We start from the raw sequence: 18,593 nt of genomic DNA, 5'->3' as shown, positions 1-18,593 counted from the left end.
CAAAGTATAGAAGGAAATCAAAAATCCTCTAGATTTAGTATATACATAAACCTCGGTACTCTCAACCGAAAGACACATCTGCCTAAACCCATAATATGGAGACACATAAAGCGCTCGGGAATGACGGACAATAAAGAGACAGAATACCTAAAAAGGAGTGTCCGCATTTGCTTTCATCTGAACAGCTTTCCGCCTTAAAGAACAAACTAACGGAACGGAAAAAGGAAGTCGAAGAGCATATATCCTTAAATGACCATTTTGGCTTGCATAAGGATGAGAACTTTTATAATTATGTCGGAGAGATCTCCGTGTATGATAACCATCCCGCCGATACTGGGACAGAATTATATGAACGCGAGAAGGATATTGCCCTGAATGAACTCTTTGAAGAGGAACATAAGAATATTACAGAAGCCCTTAAAGCCATCGAGAAAGGGGAATATGGAAAATGCATAGTCTGCGGCAAGGATATTCCCTTTGAACGGCTTGAGGCGGTTCCGTTCACCGAGTATTGTGTCGAGCATACCCCTGATCAGGTCGTCTCACATACCCGTCCTGTCGAAGAGGAGGTTTTGCATCCTCTCTATAGTAAAAAACATCCAACAGAAACAATCGGATTCGATGAAGAGGATTCCTGGCAGGCCGTATCAGAATGGGGAACCTCTGACTCCCCTTCAGATTATTACGACCCGAAGGAGCACTATGACCAAGTGTATTTAAATTCTGATGAGCATATCGGCTATGTGGAGGATATCGAGAATTTTGCTGGAAATGATATGGACGGAAAGAATGTCCAAATCTATCCGACAGCAGAGCTCGAACAGCTGAAGGATATCCTTGATGAGGAAGGAATTATGACGACATTCGGTGATTTGAAGCCGTATGAAGAGGATCCTTACACAGAGGAATATGCAAAAGCTCATAAGGATGAAGAAGATTTCGATGTTTATTAAGAAAGGGAGGCAGCGCTTAGCAAGCACTGCCTCCCTTTATTTTATGTCTTAAAACATTGGATTTTCTTCAATATACTGATAAATATTATCTACTAGCTCTTCCGGTGTATCCCCGGTCACCACATCACCGTTCACCAGGGCATACATGCTCGCTGAACAAATGCCGCAATAACTGAGACAGCCATATTCAATGACATCCAAGTTCGGATCACGGTCGAGAATTTCCATCGCAGGCTGTGCCCCGCTGGCAAGATTACTTATACAAAACTCGATGATTGGCTTCATGAACTCTCACCCCTTATTTCAACTCTACATCCTACTCTCTTTTGCATGAATAGTCAATTAGTTGAGACCTGATCAACTGACTGGATACTGAGATACTTTTCAATAATTGGACACTTTTGGTTGTTATTTTCGCGGTAATTCGATATACTTTTGGAGGGAATTTTAGAATATTATTAATTAATTTAAAAAACTAAATATTATTTTGACAGCGCTTAACCTTCTCGTTGATGTTTCGTCTGAATATTTTGGTAAGATAGAGAAGGAAGAACCTAAAACCACAAACAAGACAATAATCGCAGCATGAAAACGAACCTGTATAACCCAGCAAAGGAGTCATAGCCATGAAAAACTTAGTCATCCTCGGTGGTGGATATGGTGGGATGAGACTGCTCAACAAATTGACCGATAATCAATTTCCAGATGATATACATGTCACACTTGTTGACCGCGTCCCTTACCATTGCTTAAAAACGGAATTCTACGCCCTTGCCGCCGGCTCCATATCTGACCATGCCATCCGTGTTTCATTCCCGAAGCATGAACGCATTTCATACAAATACGGTGAAGTCGGCTCAATCGATTTAGAAAAAAAGAGAATCCTCTTCACACAGGATGAACCCCTTGCCTATGATGAATTAATCATCGGTCTCGGCTGCGAGGATAATCATCATAATATCCCTGGAGCAGCTGATTACACGTACAGCATCCAATCGATTGACAAATCAAGAAGCACCTATCAGGCATTGAATAATTTAGGGCATGGAAAAGTGGTTGCGATTATTGGAGGTGGACTGAGCGGTATCGAGCTGGCAAGCGAATTGATTGAAGGCCGGCCAGATTTGGATATCCGCCTTTATGACCGGAACGACAAGATTCTCTCCACCTTCCCGGCGAAGCTAAGTAACTATGTCGAAAGCTGGTTTGTTGAACATAATGTCACCTTGGTCCATAACAGCAACATCACAAGGATTGAACCGAATATTCTTTATAACCATGATGAGGTAGTCCACTGTGATGCCATCGTCTGGACTGCCGGAATCCAGCCTGTTGAACCAGTTCGGAATATGCCGGTCGAGAAGGATAAAGGAAACAAAATCATCCTGACGCCGCAGCACACCATTCCTGGATACCCGGACGTATTTGTGGTCGGTGACTGCGCATCCCTCGGACATGCGCCAAGCGCCCAGCTTGCTGAAGGCCAAGCCGAGCAAATCTATCAAGTTCTCTTGAAGAAATGGGCCAATGAGCCGCTTCCAGAATCGTTCCCGCCAATCAAGCTTAAGGGTATTCTTGGGTCCTTAGGAAAGAAGCACGGCTTCGGGCTCATGGCGGAGCGCCCAATTACTGGCAGGATGGCCAGAGTGTTAAAATCCGGTGTTCTGTGGATGTACAAATATCATAATGGATGAGAAGAAGGCAGGTTATTGCAACCTGCCTTTCCTGTTATCCTATTTCTTGACCGCATGAATGAAATGAATCGTTTCAAACGCGGATAAATAATCATCCCGCTCACCGAAGAACTGCTCGTCAATCATCTCCGGAGTCAAGTGCTCATAAACAAGCAGACCTGCCTCTTCTACTAGCCTCTCGATTGTTCTATACGTATAGCAGGATTTAATTGGCTCACCGCTCGCTTGTGCCAGCTGCACGAATTTCTCTACACGATTTGCAACGCCATGTCCATCCCATGTATTCGCATCAGCATAATCAAACACAATTGAGCTTCCCTCAGGTACGAGTGAAAACAGTTCAATGAGCAGCTCTTTTAAGGCATCTTCAGTTAAATAATAAGAGACACCTAACAGGCTGAAGAAGGTCTTCACCTTTTTAAAGCCCTCTTGAATAAGACCCTCAGGGGAGAATTCATTTTCAAAATCCATCGCGATAAAATGAAGATGAGACGGAACTGGCAAATTCGCCTTATCCAGCCTGTCCCTTTTCAGCTCCTGAACTGCCGGCCGATCAACCTCAAAGATATCAATGGGCTGCGCTTCCCTTTCACGAATGCTGAATGTATCAAAGCCTGCCCCAAGAATGACATATTGAGAGGCCCCGAGCATACACTCATGCTTTAATACCTTCTCACAATAAGCTGAACGAGACAGGGTCGTTGGAGCCAGCTGAACCTGTGTAATATACTTCAGCAATTCATCCGGCTGTCCATTATATTTAGCAGCAATCTCAGGGTTAAAATAGCGGATGCCCTGCACCATTTGCTCGCTTATTGCCTCATATTCCTCATCCGTTATAAGTTTCCCGGCCAAGCTATCATTAAAGATAACTGGCGTATCATACTTACTGTGGTAAGCACGGGCAAAGGCGGAAATCAACAAGGGTAAATTTGCTTTCGTTTGGCTCATGATTGATATCCCTCCACAAAAAAAATGAGATTCCCCTCTATGGGGAATCTCATTATAACACAATTTTAATAATATTAAATTTTAGCACAATTAGCCTTATTTGTCAAGTGTTTTGAATTCTCTAAAAGGAGTGAAAAACATGAAAATAAGACCATTGCTTAATGAGGACGTCAACCAATTCCGCAAGCTTCGGCTAGAGGCTCTCCAGAACAGCCCTGAATCATTCAGTTCCAGCTATGAGGAAGAAAGCAGCTACCCATTGCAAAAATTCGAAACCCGCCTTCGTAGAAAGGCGGGTTTTTGACATTAATAATGACGTTGCTAATCCCGGCTAAAGTTCACCTGCACTTTCGGCTGTTTTGATGGAAAGAAAGATGCTTAGGGCACCTAGCAGGCACAGCACGAGAAGAATAAGGTCCTGGTTAAGATGTAAGAATGTCGAGAAATTAGGTAAATTCATACATACTATAGAGCATATTACGGTTGGGATTGTTCCTCTTGTCAAAATACCAAAGATAAAGAGAGGGATGAAACTAATCAGGGGAATCATGAGTGATCCAGCTATCATACTTTTAAAAAAAGCAAATATATCCGTATTTGTTGGCTGGCCGTTAATAATAGGAGTTATCAGATCAAGCAAATAAGTTGTTAATCCTGTAAAAACATACGATCCAACGGCAGCAAGAAAGACGAAGATGTAGATAAACAATACTTTTGCCGTAAACAACTTTTTCCGACTAATCGGATACCCGAAGGAGAGAGAGATTGTTTTATTTTTATATTCTTCAATAAAAACCTGGCTGATCAAGGAGCCCCCAAGCAATATGAGTCCCATTTGTATAAACGAATTCAGTTCAATGGCTGCCGCATAGCTTTCACCCATGAAGGGCATCACAATCTTAATGAAAAATACGGGCATAAACATAAGAATGAGCCAGTAGATCATCACTTCAGAAATGACAGAAAGGCGTTTTAGCTTTTTCCATTCTAATCGCATTAGATTAAACAACTTTATCTCCCCCATTAATTTGATCATAGAAATAATCTTCCAAGTTACTCGTATGTTTTTGGATTTCTTCAATGCCAATATCATGGTGAACCAATAATTTGGCAATATCACTTTGAGAATGCGTCAAATCATAAATCCGGATTTTATTCCCTTGAAGCAATTTCATATTTGAAATATGAAGTTCCTGTTCAAGCAGATAAAGTGCTTTTTGTACATTTGTCGGCATTAGCTCAATGTAATCCGTTCGTTGCTTTCTTATCTCTTCTAAAGATACCTCATTTAACAGTCTCCCATTATCGATGACGCCAATTCTGTCTACAACCTGCTCCATTTCGCCTAGAATATGACTCGACAGGATGAAGGTTATACCGTATTCCCTGTTAAGCATTAAAATCAAGTCCCTCGTATCCTTAATCCCAATGGGATCAAGACCATTTGTCGGCTCATCAAGAATAATCAGTTCAGGCTTAGTAATAATCGCTCTAGCAATTCCAAGCCTTTGCTTCATCCCTAAAGAGAATTCCTTTACCCGCTTATCCTCAATCCCCTTTAGTTGCACCATATTCAATGCTTGCTTGATTCCTTGCTCATCATAATAGCCTAGATATTCGCAATGGAGCTTCAAATTCTCAATCGCCGTTAAGTGCTCAAAAAAAACTGGATACTCAATAATACTTCCGACGCGCTTCAACATAAACTTGGAACGTTCATTAAGTCTCTGTCCGAATAATTCAATCTCTCCGCCTGTTGGGCTTGTTATTCCTGTAAGCATTTTCAGAATTGTTGTTTTACCAGCTCCATTTTGGCCAAGGAGCCCGTATATTTCCCCTTTATGAATATGAAGGTCAATATTGCTTACCAAGTCTTTTCCTTTTTTCTTTTTCGTTAATCCTGCCGTTCTCACCACACTGTTCATTTTGTTCTCTCCTTCCCTTTATCTACTTACATCATAAGCAGTAAACATATCTTTTTTCTTTCTCAATCCTTACAAGTTCCTTAAGTTTCTTATGGATAGAAAAAAGAGGCTGTTCTGCTTGAACACCTCTCCTTTAATACTTGATTCGATGGAACTTACATGTGAAGATCGTCTTCTCATATGGTTGGCTGCTTAAGTGAATGTCACCCTTCATGGCTTCTACTAGGTGTTTCGTTATGCTTAATCCAAGTCCGCTTCCTTGAAATTCCGGATTTCTCGCATCATCGAGCGTGAATAATCGTTCAAACACCTGCTCTTGATGAACTTTAGCAATTCCTTTTCCTTTATCCCATACATCAATCGCAATATACTCACCCTCTTCTCTAACAGCCAGCCCAAAAAAACCTCCATCACTTCCATACCGAATGGCATTGTGAATGAGATTGCTCAAGATCCGATTTAAGGCCTCCTCATTCCCAAGAATATAATAATGATGTTCCGGAATATCAACTTCCACCTGAAAATGATTCGATTGCATCAAATCATAAAAATCAAGTATATTCCTCCGGCAAACCTCATTAATTGAAATCCGATTAAGCGGAATGGAATAGTCCCCCGAATCAAGTTTAACAAGATCAAAAAATTGATTGAGCATGGCTGCCATATTTAGTGTTTTCTGATGAAGTCGGCCTAGTGTCTTGTTCCGTTCTTCTACACTTATATTCTTCTCGTCAGCTAACTTTTCCACATAGCCTAAAATGACCGTTAATGGGGTCTTTAAATCATGAGACATATTCGCTAATAACTTTCTTAAACTTTCTTTCGTTTTAACATAGTCCGCAATGACTTGCTGATTGTAATCCAGGAGCCGATTAATTTGGATGAGAAATTGTTTAACGGTTTTCTGATCGGTCTGGATTAATACCTTTTCAGCCGTCCTATGTTCAATCACATCAGAAAGCTGCCTTCGTATATTGGTCAGGTCCCTGGCCATTTTCCACGAAAGGTAAGACTGAAGGCTAATGATGACAAGCAAGACGACGATAAATATTCCTGTTACAATGGTTGTCATTCACTCACCTAATCTGTATCCAATCCCCCAAATCGTCCGGATATATTGAGGGTTTGACGGATTGGCTTCTATTTTTTCTCGAAGTCTTCTAATATGGACATTGATTACATTCTCATTTCCATAATAGTCATCCTCCCAAATGAGGCTATAAATTTGCTCCTTTGTAAAAACTCTGTTCTGATTCGTCATAAATAGCTTTAAAAGATGAAATTCCTTTGAGGTTAGCTGTATGCTCTTTCCCTTAACGATGACTGAAAAAGTTGTCAGGTCAAGGGATAGCTCTTTAAAATGAAGGATTGTTTGGGCAGGTAATTTTATTGGAGTATGGTACTGTGTTGACCGGCGAATGGCGGCATGTACCCGGGCAGTTAGCTCTACCATTGAAAAAGGCTTGCTGATATAGTCATCAGCACCGAAACCTAGTCCTAACGCTTTATCTAAATCACTCCCTTTAGCCGAGATAATCAAGACTGGAACAACATTTATTGTCCTAACTTCCTTCAGAAAGTCCATCCCGCCGAGCTTTGGTAGCATTAAATCAAGTAAGATTAAATCTACTTCATACTTCTGAAAAAGGGCTAAACCCTCCTCTCCATCAAAGGCAGTATATACCGTGAAATTCTCCTGTTCCAAGTGGCTTTTGACTAAACGATTAATATCTCGGTCATCCTCTACAAGCAAAATACTTCTTTGCATAGGCTCACTTCCATTCTTTCTGCGTCTTAGCCAAATTCTAAACACTCTGACCTAAATCTTTAACCCTTAAAAGACATGTTCGAGGCCATTTCAGAAATTCCTTCTATTAAGCAAAAAGCTGTCTGAAATCTGTAACGGCTATTGGCCAAATATATTCTTCATAGCTTTCGTCCTTGAAAATCCACTCTATAATTTATGATTCTCTCCCACAAAAAAATACGCCAAAGCATATGCCTTAGCGTCTTTCCTTATTTCCCCTTATAACCATAAGCCTCTAATGCTTCATAAATTGATTTTAAGCGGGGATTTCCTTCCCCAAGAACATTACCGTCCATGACAACCAACGGGTAAAAATACTCATCATTTTGAACCTTTTCAGCAATCTCGCGCACGGTCGGATCATCAGGCGGACTTTCGATATCAATATACGTAAACTTGATTGGCTGCTCAGGAAACTTCCTAGAAAGCGCTGCCTCCAGCCATTCATATGTCTCTTTCGATGACGGCATTCCCACACAGCTGGCGCAAATCTGCTCTGCCCCGTAAACAAAGATCTCTGCCATTTTCATGCGTATTCCCCCTGTTCATTTCTTCTCTCCTCATCTTACCTAATTTAGAATTCGGTAACAAATTTTAATGAATCTGCAAGGAATGTGGATAGCTTTTTCATGGCAAAATCATTATAATATGATTAGGAAAGGAGTCGATAGCCTTGGCAGAACAAGAGTTATTTGATCAAGTACAAGACGTTCTTGATAAGTTGCGTCCATTTCTTCTTCGCGATGGCGGCGACTGTGAACTGGTTGATGTGGATGAAGGTATCGTGAAGCTGCGTCTTTTAGGAGCATGCGGAAGCTGCCCTAGTTCCACTATCACGCTGAAAGCAGGCATCGAGCGTGCCCTACTTGAAGAAGTTCCTGGCGTTGTAGAAGTAGAACAAGTATTCTAATGACCAAAACGATAAACAGCGGTCCCTCAATGGGAACCGCTGTTTTTTTATTTAATGGTCCTTACGACAGGACCATGATTCACCAACTGCACCTGATGAACGGACATATCCGGGAAAGAGGCTTGAAGCGCATCATAGATAGCAGGAACCTTTTCTAAGTTGGCAATGGACAAAATGGTTGGTCCCGCTCCACTGACAGCGGTCCCATATGCCCCATATTCTTTGGCGATTCTCCGGACATCAGCGAAATATGGCATTAGTTTAGCGCGGTAAGGCTCATGAAACTGATCCATCTCCATCATCTGGCCAGCAAGCGCCCAGTTGCCTGCACAGACAGCAGCAACAAATGTATTCGACGCAGCACTCGCTGAAACAGCTTGTCCAAAGGCAAGCTCTGATGGGAGGACGGACCTCGACTGCTCTGTCTTTAACTCAAATGCTGGAATCACCACAACAGCCGCAACCCCGACAACTGGCAAGGAGACAACTTCAGCACCATTCTCTCCCTGAATACCAACTGCCAATCCGCCATAAATGGCCGCTCCGACATTATCCGGATGACCCTCCTCTATGGCGGCAAAACGCATCTTTTCCTCCTCATCCAACTTAAGAGAGCAAAAGGCGTTGGCGAGCTCAATCCCAGCCACAATGGCAGAAGCACTGCTGCCGAGTCCCCTTGCCAACGGGATGTCACTTTTAACCTTTAATCGGCACGGAGGCATCTCTGCTCCATAGAATGCTGCCGCTTTTTGCGCCATCCGAACGAGATAATTCGATTCATCTGCCGGCAGCCCTTGAAGCTCTTTGCAGTCTATGATAACCTCCCATCTGTCTGATTGAGAGGCCTCAATCGTCAAGTAAAGGCCAAGCGCCATTCCAAGCGAGTCAAACCCAGGTCCAAGATTAGCCGTACTGGCTGGAATTTGAATGCGCAGCATGGGAGGCTGGTTCATGATGAAACCACACTCCCGAAATGCCGTACCAGCTCCTCCTCATCATTTTCAATGACGACAGGAGTGATATGCCCGTATTCGACTGCTGTATTCGGATCCTTCAGCCCATTGCCTGTCAAAACAGCCACTACTGTCTGCCCTTTCTTCATCTGACCATTCTGTAATTGTTTAATTACACCGGCGATAGAAGCACAGGAGGCCGGTTCTGCGAACACACCTTCCTTGCGTGCCAACAGCTTATAGGCATGAATGATTTCCTCATCAGATACTTCATCTATCTGCCCGTTCGATTCCTCTGCAGCGGCAACAGCAAATTCCCAGCTTGCTGGGTTACCGATACGAATAGCCGTGGCCAGCGTCTCCGGTTCCTCGAATACACGATTATGAACAATGGCCGCTGCCCCTTCTGCTTCAAACCCTCTCATTTCAGGAAGTCCTGATTGATGGTATTCATCATATTCCTTGAAGCCTTTCCAATAAGCCGTAATATTACCGGCATTCCCTACTGGAATCGCAAGAATATCAGGAGCCTTTCCTATATCGCGGCAAACCTCGAAAGCTGCTGTTTTCTGCCCTTCAATACGATATGGATTTACTGAATTCACCAGGGTGATAGGATATTTTGTGCTAATGGAACGGACCATCGCAAGCGCTTGGTCAAAGTTGCCCTTGATGGCATAAATCTCAGCCCCGTACATGACAGCCTGTGCGAGTTTTCCCATCGCGATTTTGCCGTCAGGAATAACGACGATACAGCGCAAGCCTGCTCGGGCAGCATAGGCTGCAGCCGCCGCAGATGTATTGCCAGTAGAGGCGCAAATGATTGTATCACTGCCCTCTTCCATTGCTTTGGCGACTGCCATAACCATACCCCTGTCCTTAAAGGAGCCCGTTGGATTCGCTCCCTCATATTTGACATACAGCTCGATTCCTAATTCCTCTGATAGATTCCGGCAATGAATTAACGGTGTATTTCCCTCATGCAGACTTAAAGCAGGAGTGCCTTCGCTCACTGGCAAGAACTCCGAGAATTCCTGGATTAACCCTTTCCATCCCATTAGACAAGACCTCCTTCAACCTTATACGTACTTTTAATTTCTTCAACCTTCTCATATGTTTCAAGCTTCTCAAGTACTCGCTCAAAATTAGCAAGCGGAGCATCATGAGAGATCAAGACAATCTCTGATGCCTGCTCCTCCTTGATTGGCAGCTGCATGATTTTCTCAAAGCTGATTCCGTCTTCTGCGAATATCGATGTGATTTGGGCAAAGACACCAATCTCATCCTTCACACGCAAGCGGAGAAAATGCTTGCCCCGAATCTCTTCATCTGTTTTCAACTTCTTCGGAAATTGCGGAAGTACAGCACTGCTTCCATTGACACCGAGACGCATATTCTTCATGACAGCGACTAAATCGCTGACAACAGCTGTTGCGGTCGGAAGGCTCCCAGCCCCAGGCCCATAAAACATCGTTTCTCCTACCGCTTCACCATACACATAGACAGCATTATATTCATCATTCACCATCGCCAGCGGATGATCGACCGGAAGCAGGGTCGGCTCAACGCTGACCTCCACTTTATCCTCCTCGCATCTCTGAGCAAGACCAATCAGCTTCATTGTATATCCAAGCTTTTGGCTGAAGGTCAAGTCCTCATCTGATACACCCGTAATCCCCTGCACCTTTACGTCATCCAAATCGATGGTCATGGAGAACCCAAGAGTCGCTAGAATCGCCATCTTCCGTGCAGCATCCAGTCCGCCGACATCTGCAGTTGGATCAGTTTCCGCAAAGCCAAGCTCCTGTGCTTTCTTCAGCGCATCTTCATAGGAGAGCTTCTCCTTGCACATCTTTGTCAAGATGTAATTCGTTGTTCCATTCACTATACCCATCATCTTCGTAATCCGGTCAGAGGCGAGCCCGTCCACCAGCCCGCGCAGGATAGGAATGCCGCCGGCTACACTAGCCTCGTAAAAGAGGTCACAGCCATTATTGGATGCTACATTTAAAAGCTCTGGTCCATAAACAGCCATCAAGTCCTTATTTGCTGTAACAACATGTTTTTTGTTCTCCAAAGCTTGAAGAAGCAGATCCCGTGTCTCCTCCACACCGCCAATCACTTCAATGATGACATCTATTTCTGGATCATGGATAATCTCATCGCTCGAAGTCGTCAGCATTCCGCTTGGAAGCATGATCTCTCGCTCTTTTACAAGATCTTTTACAAGGATTTTTTTGATTTCCACAGGGCATCCAACCTGATGCATCAGTTTATCCTGATGATTGGTAATGATTTTCACAACCCCTGTTCCTACTGTACCAAGCCCTAATAATCCTATTGAAATCGGCTTCACCCATACTCCCCCTCACGATGTCCACATATTACGGACATTTGTTTACCTATAATGGACATTATAGATGATTTCTACCAATGTGCCAACCTAAATCTTTATTGGAATAAAATCAATCTTACCTCTTTATTCTAATTTGTTCAAATATTCAAATATTATTTTTGTTTACTCTGAATCCATTCTGGTACAGACATCCTGCTGTTTCCTTTAGGAATCCCCGCCATTTCATACCACTCATGAAGCATCCGTTCATATAGGCTTGATTGCTTTGTGTACTGACCCAGCCGCTCCTCAAGCTTTGCTTTCTCTCCTTCCGAACGGATGAAATAATACGTTTCAATCGTCTCGAAATAATGAATCGGGAGAAGCAATCTTGCATAGGTCATTTTAGCTGTAAAGGTTGAGAATGGAGCGATTGATTGGTATTGCCGCAAAAAACGAATGACTCCTTGATGATACGTATTTGGCTGATCGAGGAAACACATACGGACATACTCAGCTATATCTCTCGCCCCATGGTCAAAAACCCAATCCTTCGGCACCTTTCCAACCGTGTTCTTCCCCCATGTTTCCGGTGTGTAACGCGTGTGGCAAATCGTCCCGCCGTCCATCAATTCAGGGTCATCATCAAGCTCGGTGTCGACTAAATATTGAATAGCATTTTCTGTAAGACCTGCATAATATGGATAGGAATCTATAAATAATTTCTCGAAATCATTCTGGGGCTTGCTCAAGAGCTTATCTCTCCACACCTTTTCCAATTGGTCAATTCGGGTCTCCCACATTTGCTTCCATTTGCCCATGCGGCTGGACTGGTCCATGCGCGTCTGAATAGTACGGCCTCTATAATGGAAAATGGCGAGAGCTTTACCTGGTTCGTAAATATCAGGAAGGACAGAGCCCAGCATACAAACAATATACGGTTGCTGATCAGGGCCAGCTGTTAATATACTTTGCTCGCGATTCATGATTGGCAGCCAAACCCCTGGCTCACCCTGTTCATTTAAATGGTGTGCCATATAATATTGTTCATCCATTTCTCGTTCATCGCCTGTTGCCGCATAATACAAGAACGACTGCATTCCACTCTTAAATAAATGAACGGAACCGGCTTTGACCTCATTTTCTACCGACAAGCCGTAATGAGTATAAATCGAATCATGATCCATCTTCTTATCTCCTTTCCAATACTAACGGTGCATCTCTAATTCACTATATGATTCGACAAAGAGATATATGGTAAATGACGGTCTTTCGGGCAGAATAGATTGTATACGTACAGCTATTAGGTAAAGGATTGCATAAAAACAATTCATAATATGATGGAAGACGGTGGAAAGATGAAAGGAAAGCCTATCGAAATGACGGAAAAAACAGCTCGGCAGTGGCTAAGCGATCGCGGTGTCAGCGTGAAGGAAATCGGCGAATTAGTCATGTATCTGCAGCATAAATATCATTCTAACTTACAGCTGGATGAGTGCATTGCTAATGTGGAACGGGTATTGTCAAAACGAGAGGTCCAAAATGCCATTTTGACAGGAATTCAGCTGGATTTACTTTCTGAAAAGGGATTGCTTGAAGAACCGCTGCAATCCATCATTAAGACAGATGAAGGGCTATATGGGGTTGATGAAATCCTCGCCTTCTCAATCGTCAATGTATATGGGTCTATTGGATTTACTAATTACGGATTTATCGATAAACAAAAGCCCGGCATTCTACAGCGACTGAATGATAAGACAAGCGGGGAGTGCCACACCTTCCTTGATGATATTGTTGGAGCGATTGCCGCAGCAGCTTCAAGCAGACTCGCACACCGGGCGGAAAACCTGGACTAAGCGGATCTATAATCGAGTAGAGGGGAAATTCACTTGAATTTCCGCCCCTCTCCCACCACCGTACGTACGGACCCGTATACGGCGGTTCAATAGCTTGAGTGAATGAGCTGGTATTTCACAGATATGTCTTCATATCCGTGACGTGCCAGCTCTTTATCTGTTAAGGACCGATGAAGGACGTAACTCTTGGAGATACACCAATAACTCTTCCGAGTGTTCGACCATTCATAAGCCTTTTGCTTTTCGATACCCAATTGAATCAGATTTTTCCTTCTTGTTCGTGGATATTTCCATTGTTTCCAGATATATTGTCTGATTCTTCGCTTCAACCATCCATTCAATTCATTCATAAACCCTTTCATTGCGCTAATACCATAGTAGTTTAGCCAACCAGTCATAAGCTGACGGATTTCCTTTAGAATGATTTCAAGGCTTCTTCCCCGGTTACGCTTTGTGATTTTCTTCAGCTTTGCTTTTACCGATACTTTCACCTTATTATGAGGACGAATTTTGACCCCCGTTTTTGTCGTAAGCAGACAGAATCCCAGAAACTTTCGTTTCAACGGACTGCCTACGGCACTTTTTTCACGATTAACGGTGAGCTTTAATGTCCCTTCAAGATAGTCAATGGCCTTGTTCATCACTCGTTGCGTTGCACGTCGGCTCTTCACGTAGATGTTACAGTCATCCGCGTAACGCACAAACTTGTGTCCGCGCTTCTCTAAAAGCTGGTCAAATTCATTAAGTTAGATATTACTGAGTAATGGGGATAGGTTTCCACCTTGCGGTGTTCCTTTCTCCGATCGCTCAACCAGCCCATTTGTCATGATGCCACTCTGAAGGTATAAACGAATCAGTCGTAGGACACGCTTATCCGTTACCTTTCTCTCGATAAAGTACATAAGTTTGTCATGATTCACCGTATCAAAATAAGCTTTCATATCAATGTCTACTACGTATCTATACCCTTCTTTGTAGTACGTCTGTGCTCTTCTAATGGCATCATGAGCACTACGTTTTGGACGAAACCCAAAGCTATTATCCGAAAAGGTCGGTTCAAATAATGGTTGTAAGACTTGATTGATAGCTTGTTGAAGCATTCGGTCGATGACGGTTGGAATACCTAGTTTACGCTTTCCTCCATTAGATTTCGGGATTTCTACCCGTAAGACGGGAGAAGGTTTATATGTTCCATCTCGGAGTTGCGCTAGTAATTCCTCCCGATGTTCCTTCAAGTACGGAAGTAACTGTTCGCATGTCATGCCATCGACTCCAGCCACTCCTTTATTTCTGACAACTTGAAGGTAAGCAAGATTGAGATTATCCCTTGATAGGATTCTCTCAAACAGATATCCACCATTTTGATTGTTCTGTTCACCATGAAAAGTGCTACGCACTTCGTCATACCCTTCATGTTCCACATTATCTCTCTGACGATAGCCAGATTGTCCTGTTTTCTGCGATTGTCGCACTTTCCACACCTCCTAAAATGCTCAAAATTACTATTGTTCCGTCCTTCGTATCCTTGTCAGATGGGATACTACTATGACTTCGGCTGACTTCTTGTGATTCATCGAGATGTCACCACTTCGATTGTGCTGGCTCGTTCTCATTCTACTCACACTGCACCCTCACAAGACCTCCCCTGGTAAGAGCGAAAACTTTCCTCCCATGTAACTGCTAGATTTACTGGATAGGTTTCGGGCAGTATTGGACTTCGTCTTGTCTTGCAGACTCATCCGACCTAAGCCAGCCTTGTATCTAGTTTCTGTTCGTCAGTTCAGGAGTTTGCGTCCAGCTTCCTTCAGCCACTACCTCACGATAGCCACCTTGCTTTTCGCTAACAGTTCCTACTGCCAAGCCTGTAGTGGACTTGCACCACCAAGTTTTCGCCCATGCAGGGCGCACAAGAAAACGCACGAAAGCTTAGGCTCTCGTGCGTTTTTATTACCTTAAATCTTCCACTCATCAAGTGAATCAATCGCATAGGTCGGCTTCTTCTCATGAATCTCCATATGCTGTCTTGTCGTAACGCCTGTGTGGACAAGTAATGTATCAACACCGGCATTGATTCCAGCCATGATGTCCGTGTCATAATTATCCCCGACCATCAAGGTTTCTTCTTTAGAAACACCAAGCACCTTCATCGCCTGCTCCATAATAATGGATTCCGGCTTACCGATGAAGATTGGCTCCGTTTTTGTTGATACGGTTACAACAGATGTGATGGATCCATTTCCTGGCAGCAGTCCGCGTTCAGTTGGAATGGCGATATCTCCATTCGTGGAAATAAAGGTTGCTCCATTTCTGACTGCCAGGCAAGCTACAGAAAGCTTCTCATAGTTTACGCTGCGGTCAAGCCCGACAATAACAAAGTCAGCATCTTCCTTTTTGAACGCAAAGCCTTTATTCCTGCAAGCCTCAATGATGCCGTCTTCCCCAATGATATAGACTGATGCATCTGGCTTCTTCTCTTCAATATAATTGGCTGTCGCCATGCTCGTCGTGAACACTTGCTCAGCTGTTGCCGGGATTTCAAATTCACGCAGTTTTTCCGCTACCTGCTCCGGTGTGCGTGAAGAGTTATTCGTAACAAATAAATAAGGGATACCCTTCTTTTGAAGGTTTTGCACAAAATGAACCGCTTCTAGAATCCGTTCAGTCCCTTTATACATCGTTCCATCTAAATCAATTAAGTAGCCTTTGTATTCTTTCATACGCAGATTTCTCTCCAGACGTAATAGTTTCTCCATTACTTTATCACAATGCTCTCCAAAGTGTAAGCCTCCCTCTATTTGGAGACTATGATTCCAGACTAAAAAGAGCCACTTCCTAAGAAATGACTCTCCACCCAGTATTCATAAAAGCTTATGATTCCCGCGGGATAAAAGCGGTTACAACTCCGAGCTCTTTCTCTAAATAAGCACTAATCTTTTCCGGATAGGCCTTAAAGGCTGAAAGATTCTCTCTGACAGCAGCCAGCAATTCGCCATGTTCGGTATGTGTATAATCCTGTACAAGGATCTTTCTGAACGGCAGCATGGCCTTAAATGGCGTCTCCATATCTGTATCAATCACTTGCTCATCAACTAAAATATCAATAATGTCCTCATAGCTGCCCGGGTCTCTCATGATAAACCCATCAATCATGGCATTGCCTATATCTAAGACTGCATCAATCATTGTATGTGCGAGGCGCTCTAAAATCAATTGATCGTATTCTGATTGATCAAAGCTTCCCTTTTCCTCAAATAAGTCTATTTGTCTCACCAAGTAATGCAATTTATCCTCAATCGCTTCCCGATCGACGAAATACATGTTGATACTCCTCCTTTGGCTGCGCTGTCTTGTCTTAAGCTTAATGAATTCAATACAAAAGTTCAAGAAGTTGGGGCTGTCATGGCCAAACGATTACTGCTCCTAAAGCCTGCATCCTCCCGTCTCATTATACCTTGTTCCCAAAATTATTGGCAGAAAAATGATAAAAACTAGAATTATCTAAACAAATCACTCGATTATTTTGGTATGATTCAATCAATCACATCATTTGGGAGAGGAGGAACAAACATTCATGCAAGAACGTTTCTTTCTATATGATGATACTTTTGATACGAAAACACGTTTTGTCAGCTTCATGGGGGAAAGCGCCCGCATTGACCTGGCGCTGCTTAGAACAGATCGGTTCTACGGAAAGACGCTTGTCCTTGATATGCAGGGAAATCGCTTCGCTATCATTGGATCTGATGATCTTGAAGAACCCGGCTATTTAGAGCATGCCTTCAGACTTTCTGAAGAGGAAGCGGCAGAATGGAAGGATTTCTTATATGAAGTCATTTAGCGGGATAAGCATTGACTACCCACACATGAATACATAAAAAAAAGGTTCTTTTTCAAGTGTTGGGGTAGAGTCTTTTTGCTCTACCCCTTATCCTAATGAATCGCCGATGTTTTTATATTGATGATGGAGAAGGATTCTCGCGCGGAATCGGGTGAAATTCCGATAGCCAAATCCATTCCGTTTCATGACCTTTGTCAAATTGTTTAAGCCTTCCACAAACCCATTCGAGTAATTGAACTCGAAGCGATTTAAGATTTCTCTTTCCCAGTTTCGATACGTTTGGACTGTCTTGATCAATTCAGGAATGCCACTCTCTTCTACCTTCTGATAGAACTTGCGAAGTTCTTTCTGCGTCTCCACAATCCCATTTTCTCCATTTTCTTTTGCCTTATAAAACCAAGTATAAAAGGCTTCCTTGAGCTCATACGCTTTCTGGAGCTCAGGGGAAAAGCTGAAGTATCGCTGAAGAAGCCATTGGTCTTTCTCCGTTAATTTATGAGCAGCTTTATGAAAGATATAGCGGGCTTTCTTGCATTTCTTTCGGTCATATTCATGCCACCTGGCCTGTTCCCTCACTCGAACCCGATCCAGCGCCCAATTCATATATCGCACAAAGTGAAAGCTATCCGCCACAATGATGGGACGATCCAACGCCTGTTGAACCGCCGCTTTAAAGGCCTGGCTCATGTCCATGACCACCACTTTCACCTTCGCGCCGTATTGGCGCAAATAGTCCTTGATGGTGTCCTTTCGCCGGTTTGGTAGGATGTCAATTGGCTCGCGAGTCTCGGCATTTGCGATGATGAGCTGGTACTTTTCCTTGCCTGTATTCCCCTTGAATTCATCAATGGCAATCACTTCTGGTAAGGCTGACTTCCCCTTCATGGAGGACGGGACAATGGCATCAAACCGCCGGATGATGGTACTGACGGATGTGTGGTATTGAGCGGCGATTTCCTTGAATGTCTTCGCTTTGACGGCTCGTATTTGTACTTGTTGGTTCCATTCTTTTGAGAAGCGTTGATACCGATCGACAAACGGATTCTGTTCGGCAAACCTTTTCCCGCATTGACAGGCATACCGGCGTTTACGATACTGGAGAATCGTTGGTCGTTCCGCCATTTTCAGATGTCGAACGGACTGGATGCGATAATCATGAACCTTCCCTGTTTTCTCGCCGCATCTTGGACAAATATGCGGGGTCAGGGGCATCTCCACGGTCATTTCAAAAACACCATGATCATTTACCTTGGACTTTATCACCTTAACGTCTTCTAAACCTGGCAATGTTATGTTAAAATTCAAGAGCACACATCTCCTTTTCGACTTGTTTCTCGACAATTCAAGTATAAGAAAAGTGGAGCATGTGTG

Annotated in this window: 21 protein-coding genes and 1 pseudogene; 6 read left to right on the top strand and 16 right to left on the bottom strand. The window is 43.3% G+C overall.

Going from position 1 to position 18,593, the window contains the following annotated elements:
- Positions 1-167: 167 nt before the first annotated feature.
- Positions 168-953 (top strand): TraR/DksA C4-type zinc finger protein, encoded by a 786-nt coding sequence (locus AC622_RS02675; protein WP_049669665.1) that lies wholly within the window; start codon positions 168-170, stop codon positions 951-953.
- A gap of 48 nt (positions 954-1,001) precedes the next feature.
- Here the strand turns inward: AC622_RS02675 and AC622_RS02670 are convergent, their stop codons facing one another.
- The gene (locus AC622_RS02670) at positions 1,002-1,238 is read right to left on the bottom strand and encodes a YuzB family protein (protein ID WP_049669664.1); all 237 of its coding nucleotides are present in this window, start codon (positions 1,236-1,238) and stop codon (positions 1,002-1,004) included.
- A gap of 341 nt (positions 1,239-1,579) precedes the next feature.
- Between AC622_RS02670 and AC622_RS02665 the strand changes: the two genes are divergently transcribed.
- Positions 1,580-2,647, top strand: coding sequence for an NAD(P)/FAD-dependent oxidoreductase (locus AC622_RS02665; RefSeq protein ID WP_049669663.1), 1,068 nt, complete (start codon positions 1,580-1,582; stop codon positions 2,645-2,647).
- 39 nt (positions 2,648-2,686) lie between these two features.
- On the opposite strand, the gene AC622_RS02660 is transcribed toward AC622_RS02665, so the two are convergent.
- A complete protein-coding gene (locus AC622_RS02660) occupies positions 2,687-3,598 on the bottom strand; it encodes a class I SAM-dependent methyltransferase (protein WP_049669662.1) in 912 nt (303 codons plus the stop codon).
- A 139-nt stretch (positions 3,599-3,737) separates the two neighbouring features.
- Here AC622_RS02660 and AC622_RS20920 point away from each other — a divergent pair, with 139 nt between their 5' ends.
- Positions 3,738-3,902: a hypothetical protein gene (locus AC622_RS20920; RefSeq protein ID WP_156185541.1), complete on the top strand. Its 165-nt coding sequence runs from the start codon at positions 3,738-3,740 to the stop codon at positions 3,900-3,902.
- A gap of 27 nt (positions 3,903-3,929) precedes the next feature.
- Here AC622_RS20920 and AC622_RS02655 read toward each other — a convergent pair whose 3' ends face one another.
- From AC622_RS02655 to AC622_RS02635, 5 genes are all read right to left on the bottom strand, one after another.
- Positions 3,930-4,607 (bottom strand): ABC transporter permease, encoded by a 678-nt coding sequence (locus tag AC622_RS02655; RefSeq protein WP_049669661.1) that lies wholly within the window; start codon positions 4,605-4,607, stop codon positions 3,930-3,932.
- Positions 4,600-5,523 carry an ATP-binding cassette domain-containing protein gene (locus AC622_RS02650; protein ID WP_049669660.1) on the bottom strand — a complete coding sequence of 308 codons (924 nt, stop codon included), beginning with the start codon at positions 5,521-5,523 and terminating at the stop codon, positions 4,600-4,602. The genes AC622_RS02655 and AC622_RS02650 overlap by 8 nt, the downstream gene beginning before the upstream one ends.
- Positions 5,524-5,656: 133 nt before the next feature.
- Positions 5,657-6,595, bottom strand: a complete 939-nt coding sequence (locus AC622_RS02645; protein ID WP_053103707.1) for a sensor histidine kinase — start codon at positions 6,593-6,595, stop codon at positions 5,657-5,659.
- Positions 6,596-7,291 carry a response regulator transcription factor gene (locus AC622_RS02640; protein WP_049669659.1) on the bottom strand — a complete coding sequence of 232 codons (696 nt, stop codon included), beginning with the start codon at positions 7,289-7,291 and terminating at the stop codon, positions 6,596-6,598. It abuts the gene before it with no gap.
- A gap of 248 nt (positions 7,292-7,539) precedes the next feature.
- A complete protein-coding gene (locus tag AC622_RS02635) occupies positions 7,540-7,860 on the bottom strand; it encodes a YuzD family protein (RefSeq protein ID WP_049669658.1) in 321 nt (106 codons plus the stop codon).
- A 137-nt stretch (positions 7,861-7,997) separates the two neighbouring features.
- Between AC622_RS02635 and AC622_RS02630 the strand changes: the two genes are divergently transcribed.
- The gene (locus AC622_RS02630; protein ID WP_231589579.1) at positions 7,998-8,240 is read left to right on the top strand and encodes a NifU family protein; all 243 of its coding nucleotides are present in this window, start codon (positions 7,998-8,000) and stop codon (positions 8,238-8,240) included.
- 47 nt (positions 8,241-8,287) lie between these two features.
- On the opposite strand, the gene thrB is transcribed toward AC622_RS02630, so the two are convergent.
- From thrB to yutH, 4 genes are all read right to left on the bottom strand, one after another.
- Complete coding sequence (gene thrB, locus AC622_RS02625) at positions 8,288-9,193, bottom strand: homoserine kinase (RefSeq protein WP_049669656.1); 906 nt, start codon at positions 9,191-9,193, stop codon at positions 8,288-8,290.
- On the bottom strand, positions 9,190-10,251 hold the full coding sequence (thrC, locus tag AC622_RS02620) for a threonine synthase (RefSeq protein ID WP_049669655.1): 1,062 nt from the start codon (positions 10,249-10,251) through the stop codon (positions 9,190-9,192). Before thrC ends, thrB begins: the two co-directional genes overlap by 4 nt.
- Positions 10,251-11,549, bottom strand: a complete 1,299-nt coding sequence (locus AC622_RS02615; RefSeq protein ID WP_049669654.1) for a homoserine dehydrogenase — start codon at positions 11,547-11,549, stop codon at positions 10,251-10,253. The genes thrC and AC622_RS02615 overlap by 1 nt, the downstream gene beginning before the upstream one ends.
- Before the next feature lie 152 nt (positions 11,550-11,701).
- The gene (gene yutH, locus AC622_RS02610) at positions 11,702-12,715 is read right to left on the bottom strand and encodes a spore coat putative kinase YutH (RefSeq protein WP_049669653.1); all 1,014 of its coding nucleotides are present in this window, start codon (positions 12,713-12,715) and stop codon (positions 11,702-11,704) included.
- 171 nt (positions 12,716-12,886) lie between these two features.
- On the opposite strand from yutH, the gene AC622_RS02605 reads away from it, so the two are divergent.
- Positions 12,887-13,384: a phosphatidylglycerophosphatase A family protein gene (locus AC622_RS02605; RefSeq protein ID WP_049672752.1), complete on the top strand. Its 498-nt coding sequence runs from the start codon at positions 12,887-12,889 to the stop codon at positions 13,382-13,384.
- 86 nt (positions 13,385-13,470) lie between these two features.
- On the opposite strand, the gene AC622_RS21340 is transcribed toward AC622_RS02605, so the two are convergent.
- The 4 genes and pseudogenes from AC622_RS21340 to AC622_RS02590 all read right to left on the bottom strand — a co-directional run bounded on the left by AC622_RS21340 (position 13,471) and on the right by AC622_RS02590 (position 16,702).
- On the bottom strand, positions 13,471-13,875 hold the full coding sequence (locus tag AC622_RS21340) for a group II intron maturase-specific domain-containing protein (protein WP_231589578.1): 405 nt from the start codon (positions 13,873-13,875) through the stop codon (positions 13,471-13,473).
- Between the two features lie 60 nt (positions 13,876-13,935).
- A pseudogene (gene ltrA / locus AC622_RS21335) lies at positions 13,936-14,646 on the bottom strand (group II intron reverse transcriptase/maturase); the annotation flags it as partial.
- 690 nt (positions 14,647-15,336) lie between these two features.
- Entirely contained in the window at positions 15,337-16,101 is a 765-nt protein-coding gene (locus tag AC622_RS02595; RefSeq protein WP_049672751.1) for a TIGR01457 family HAD-type hydrolase, read from the bottom strand.
- A gap of 151 nt (positions 16,102-16,252) precedes the next feature.
- Positions 16,253-16,702: a DUF86 domain-containing protein gene (locus tag AC622_RS02590; protein ID WP_049669652.1), complete on the bottom strand. Its 450-nt coding sequence runs from the start codon at positions 16,700-16,702 to the stop codon at positions 16,253-16,255.
- Positions 16,703-16,955: 253 nt separating this feature from the next.
- On the opposite strand from AC622_RS02590, the gene AC622_RS02585 reads away from it, so the two are divergent.
- Complete coding sequence (locus AC622_RS02585) at positions 16,956-17,222, top strand: DUF3055 domain-containing protein (RefSeq protein ID WP_049669651.1); 267 nt, start codon at positions 16,956-16,958, stop codon at positions 17,220-17,222.
- Positions 17,223-17,309: 87 nt separating this feature from the next.
- Here the strand turns inward: AC622_RS02585 and AC622_RS02580 are convergent, their stop codons facing one another.
- Positions 17,310-18,533 (bottom strand): ISL3 family transposase, encoded by a 1,224-nt coding sequence (locus tag AC622_RS02580; RefSeq protein ID WP_082196997.1) that lies wholly within the window; start codon positions 18,531-18,533, stop codon positions 17,310-17,312.
- Positions 18,534-18,593: the final 60 nt, after the last annotated feature.

It is taken from the genome of Bacillus sp. FJAT-27916, from assembly GCF_001183965.1.
Classification (GTDB): domain Bacteria; phylum Bacillota; class Bacilli; order Bacillales; family Pradoshiaceae; genus Pradoshia.
This window is presented reverse-complemented; position numbering and strand designations above follow the sequence as displayed.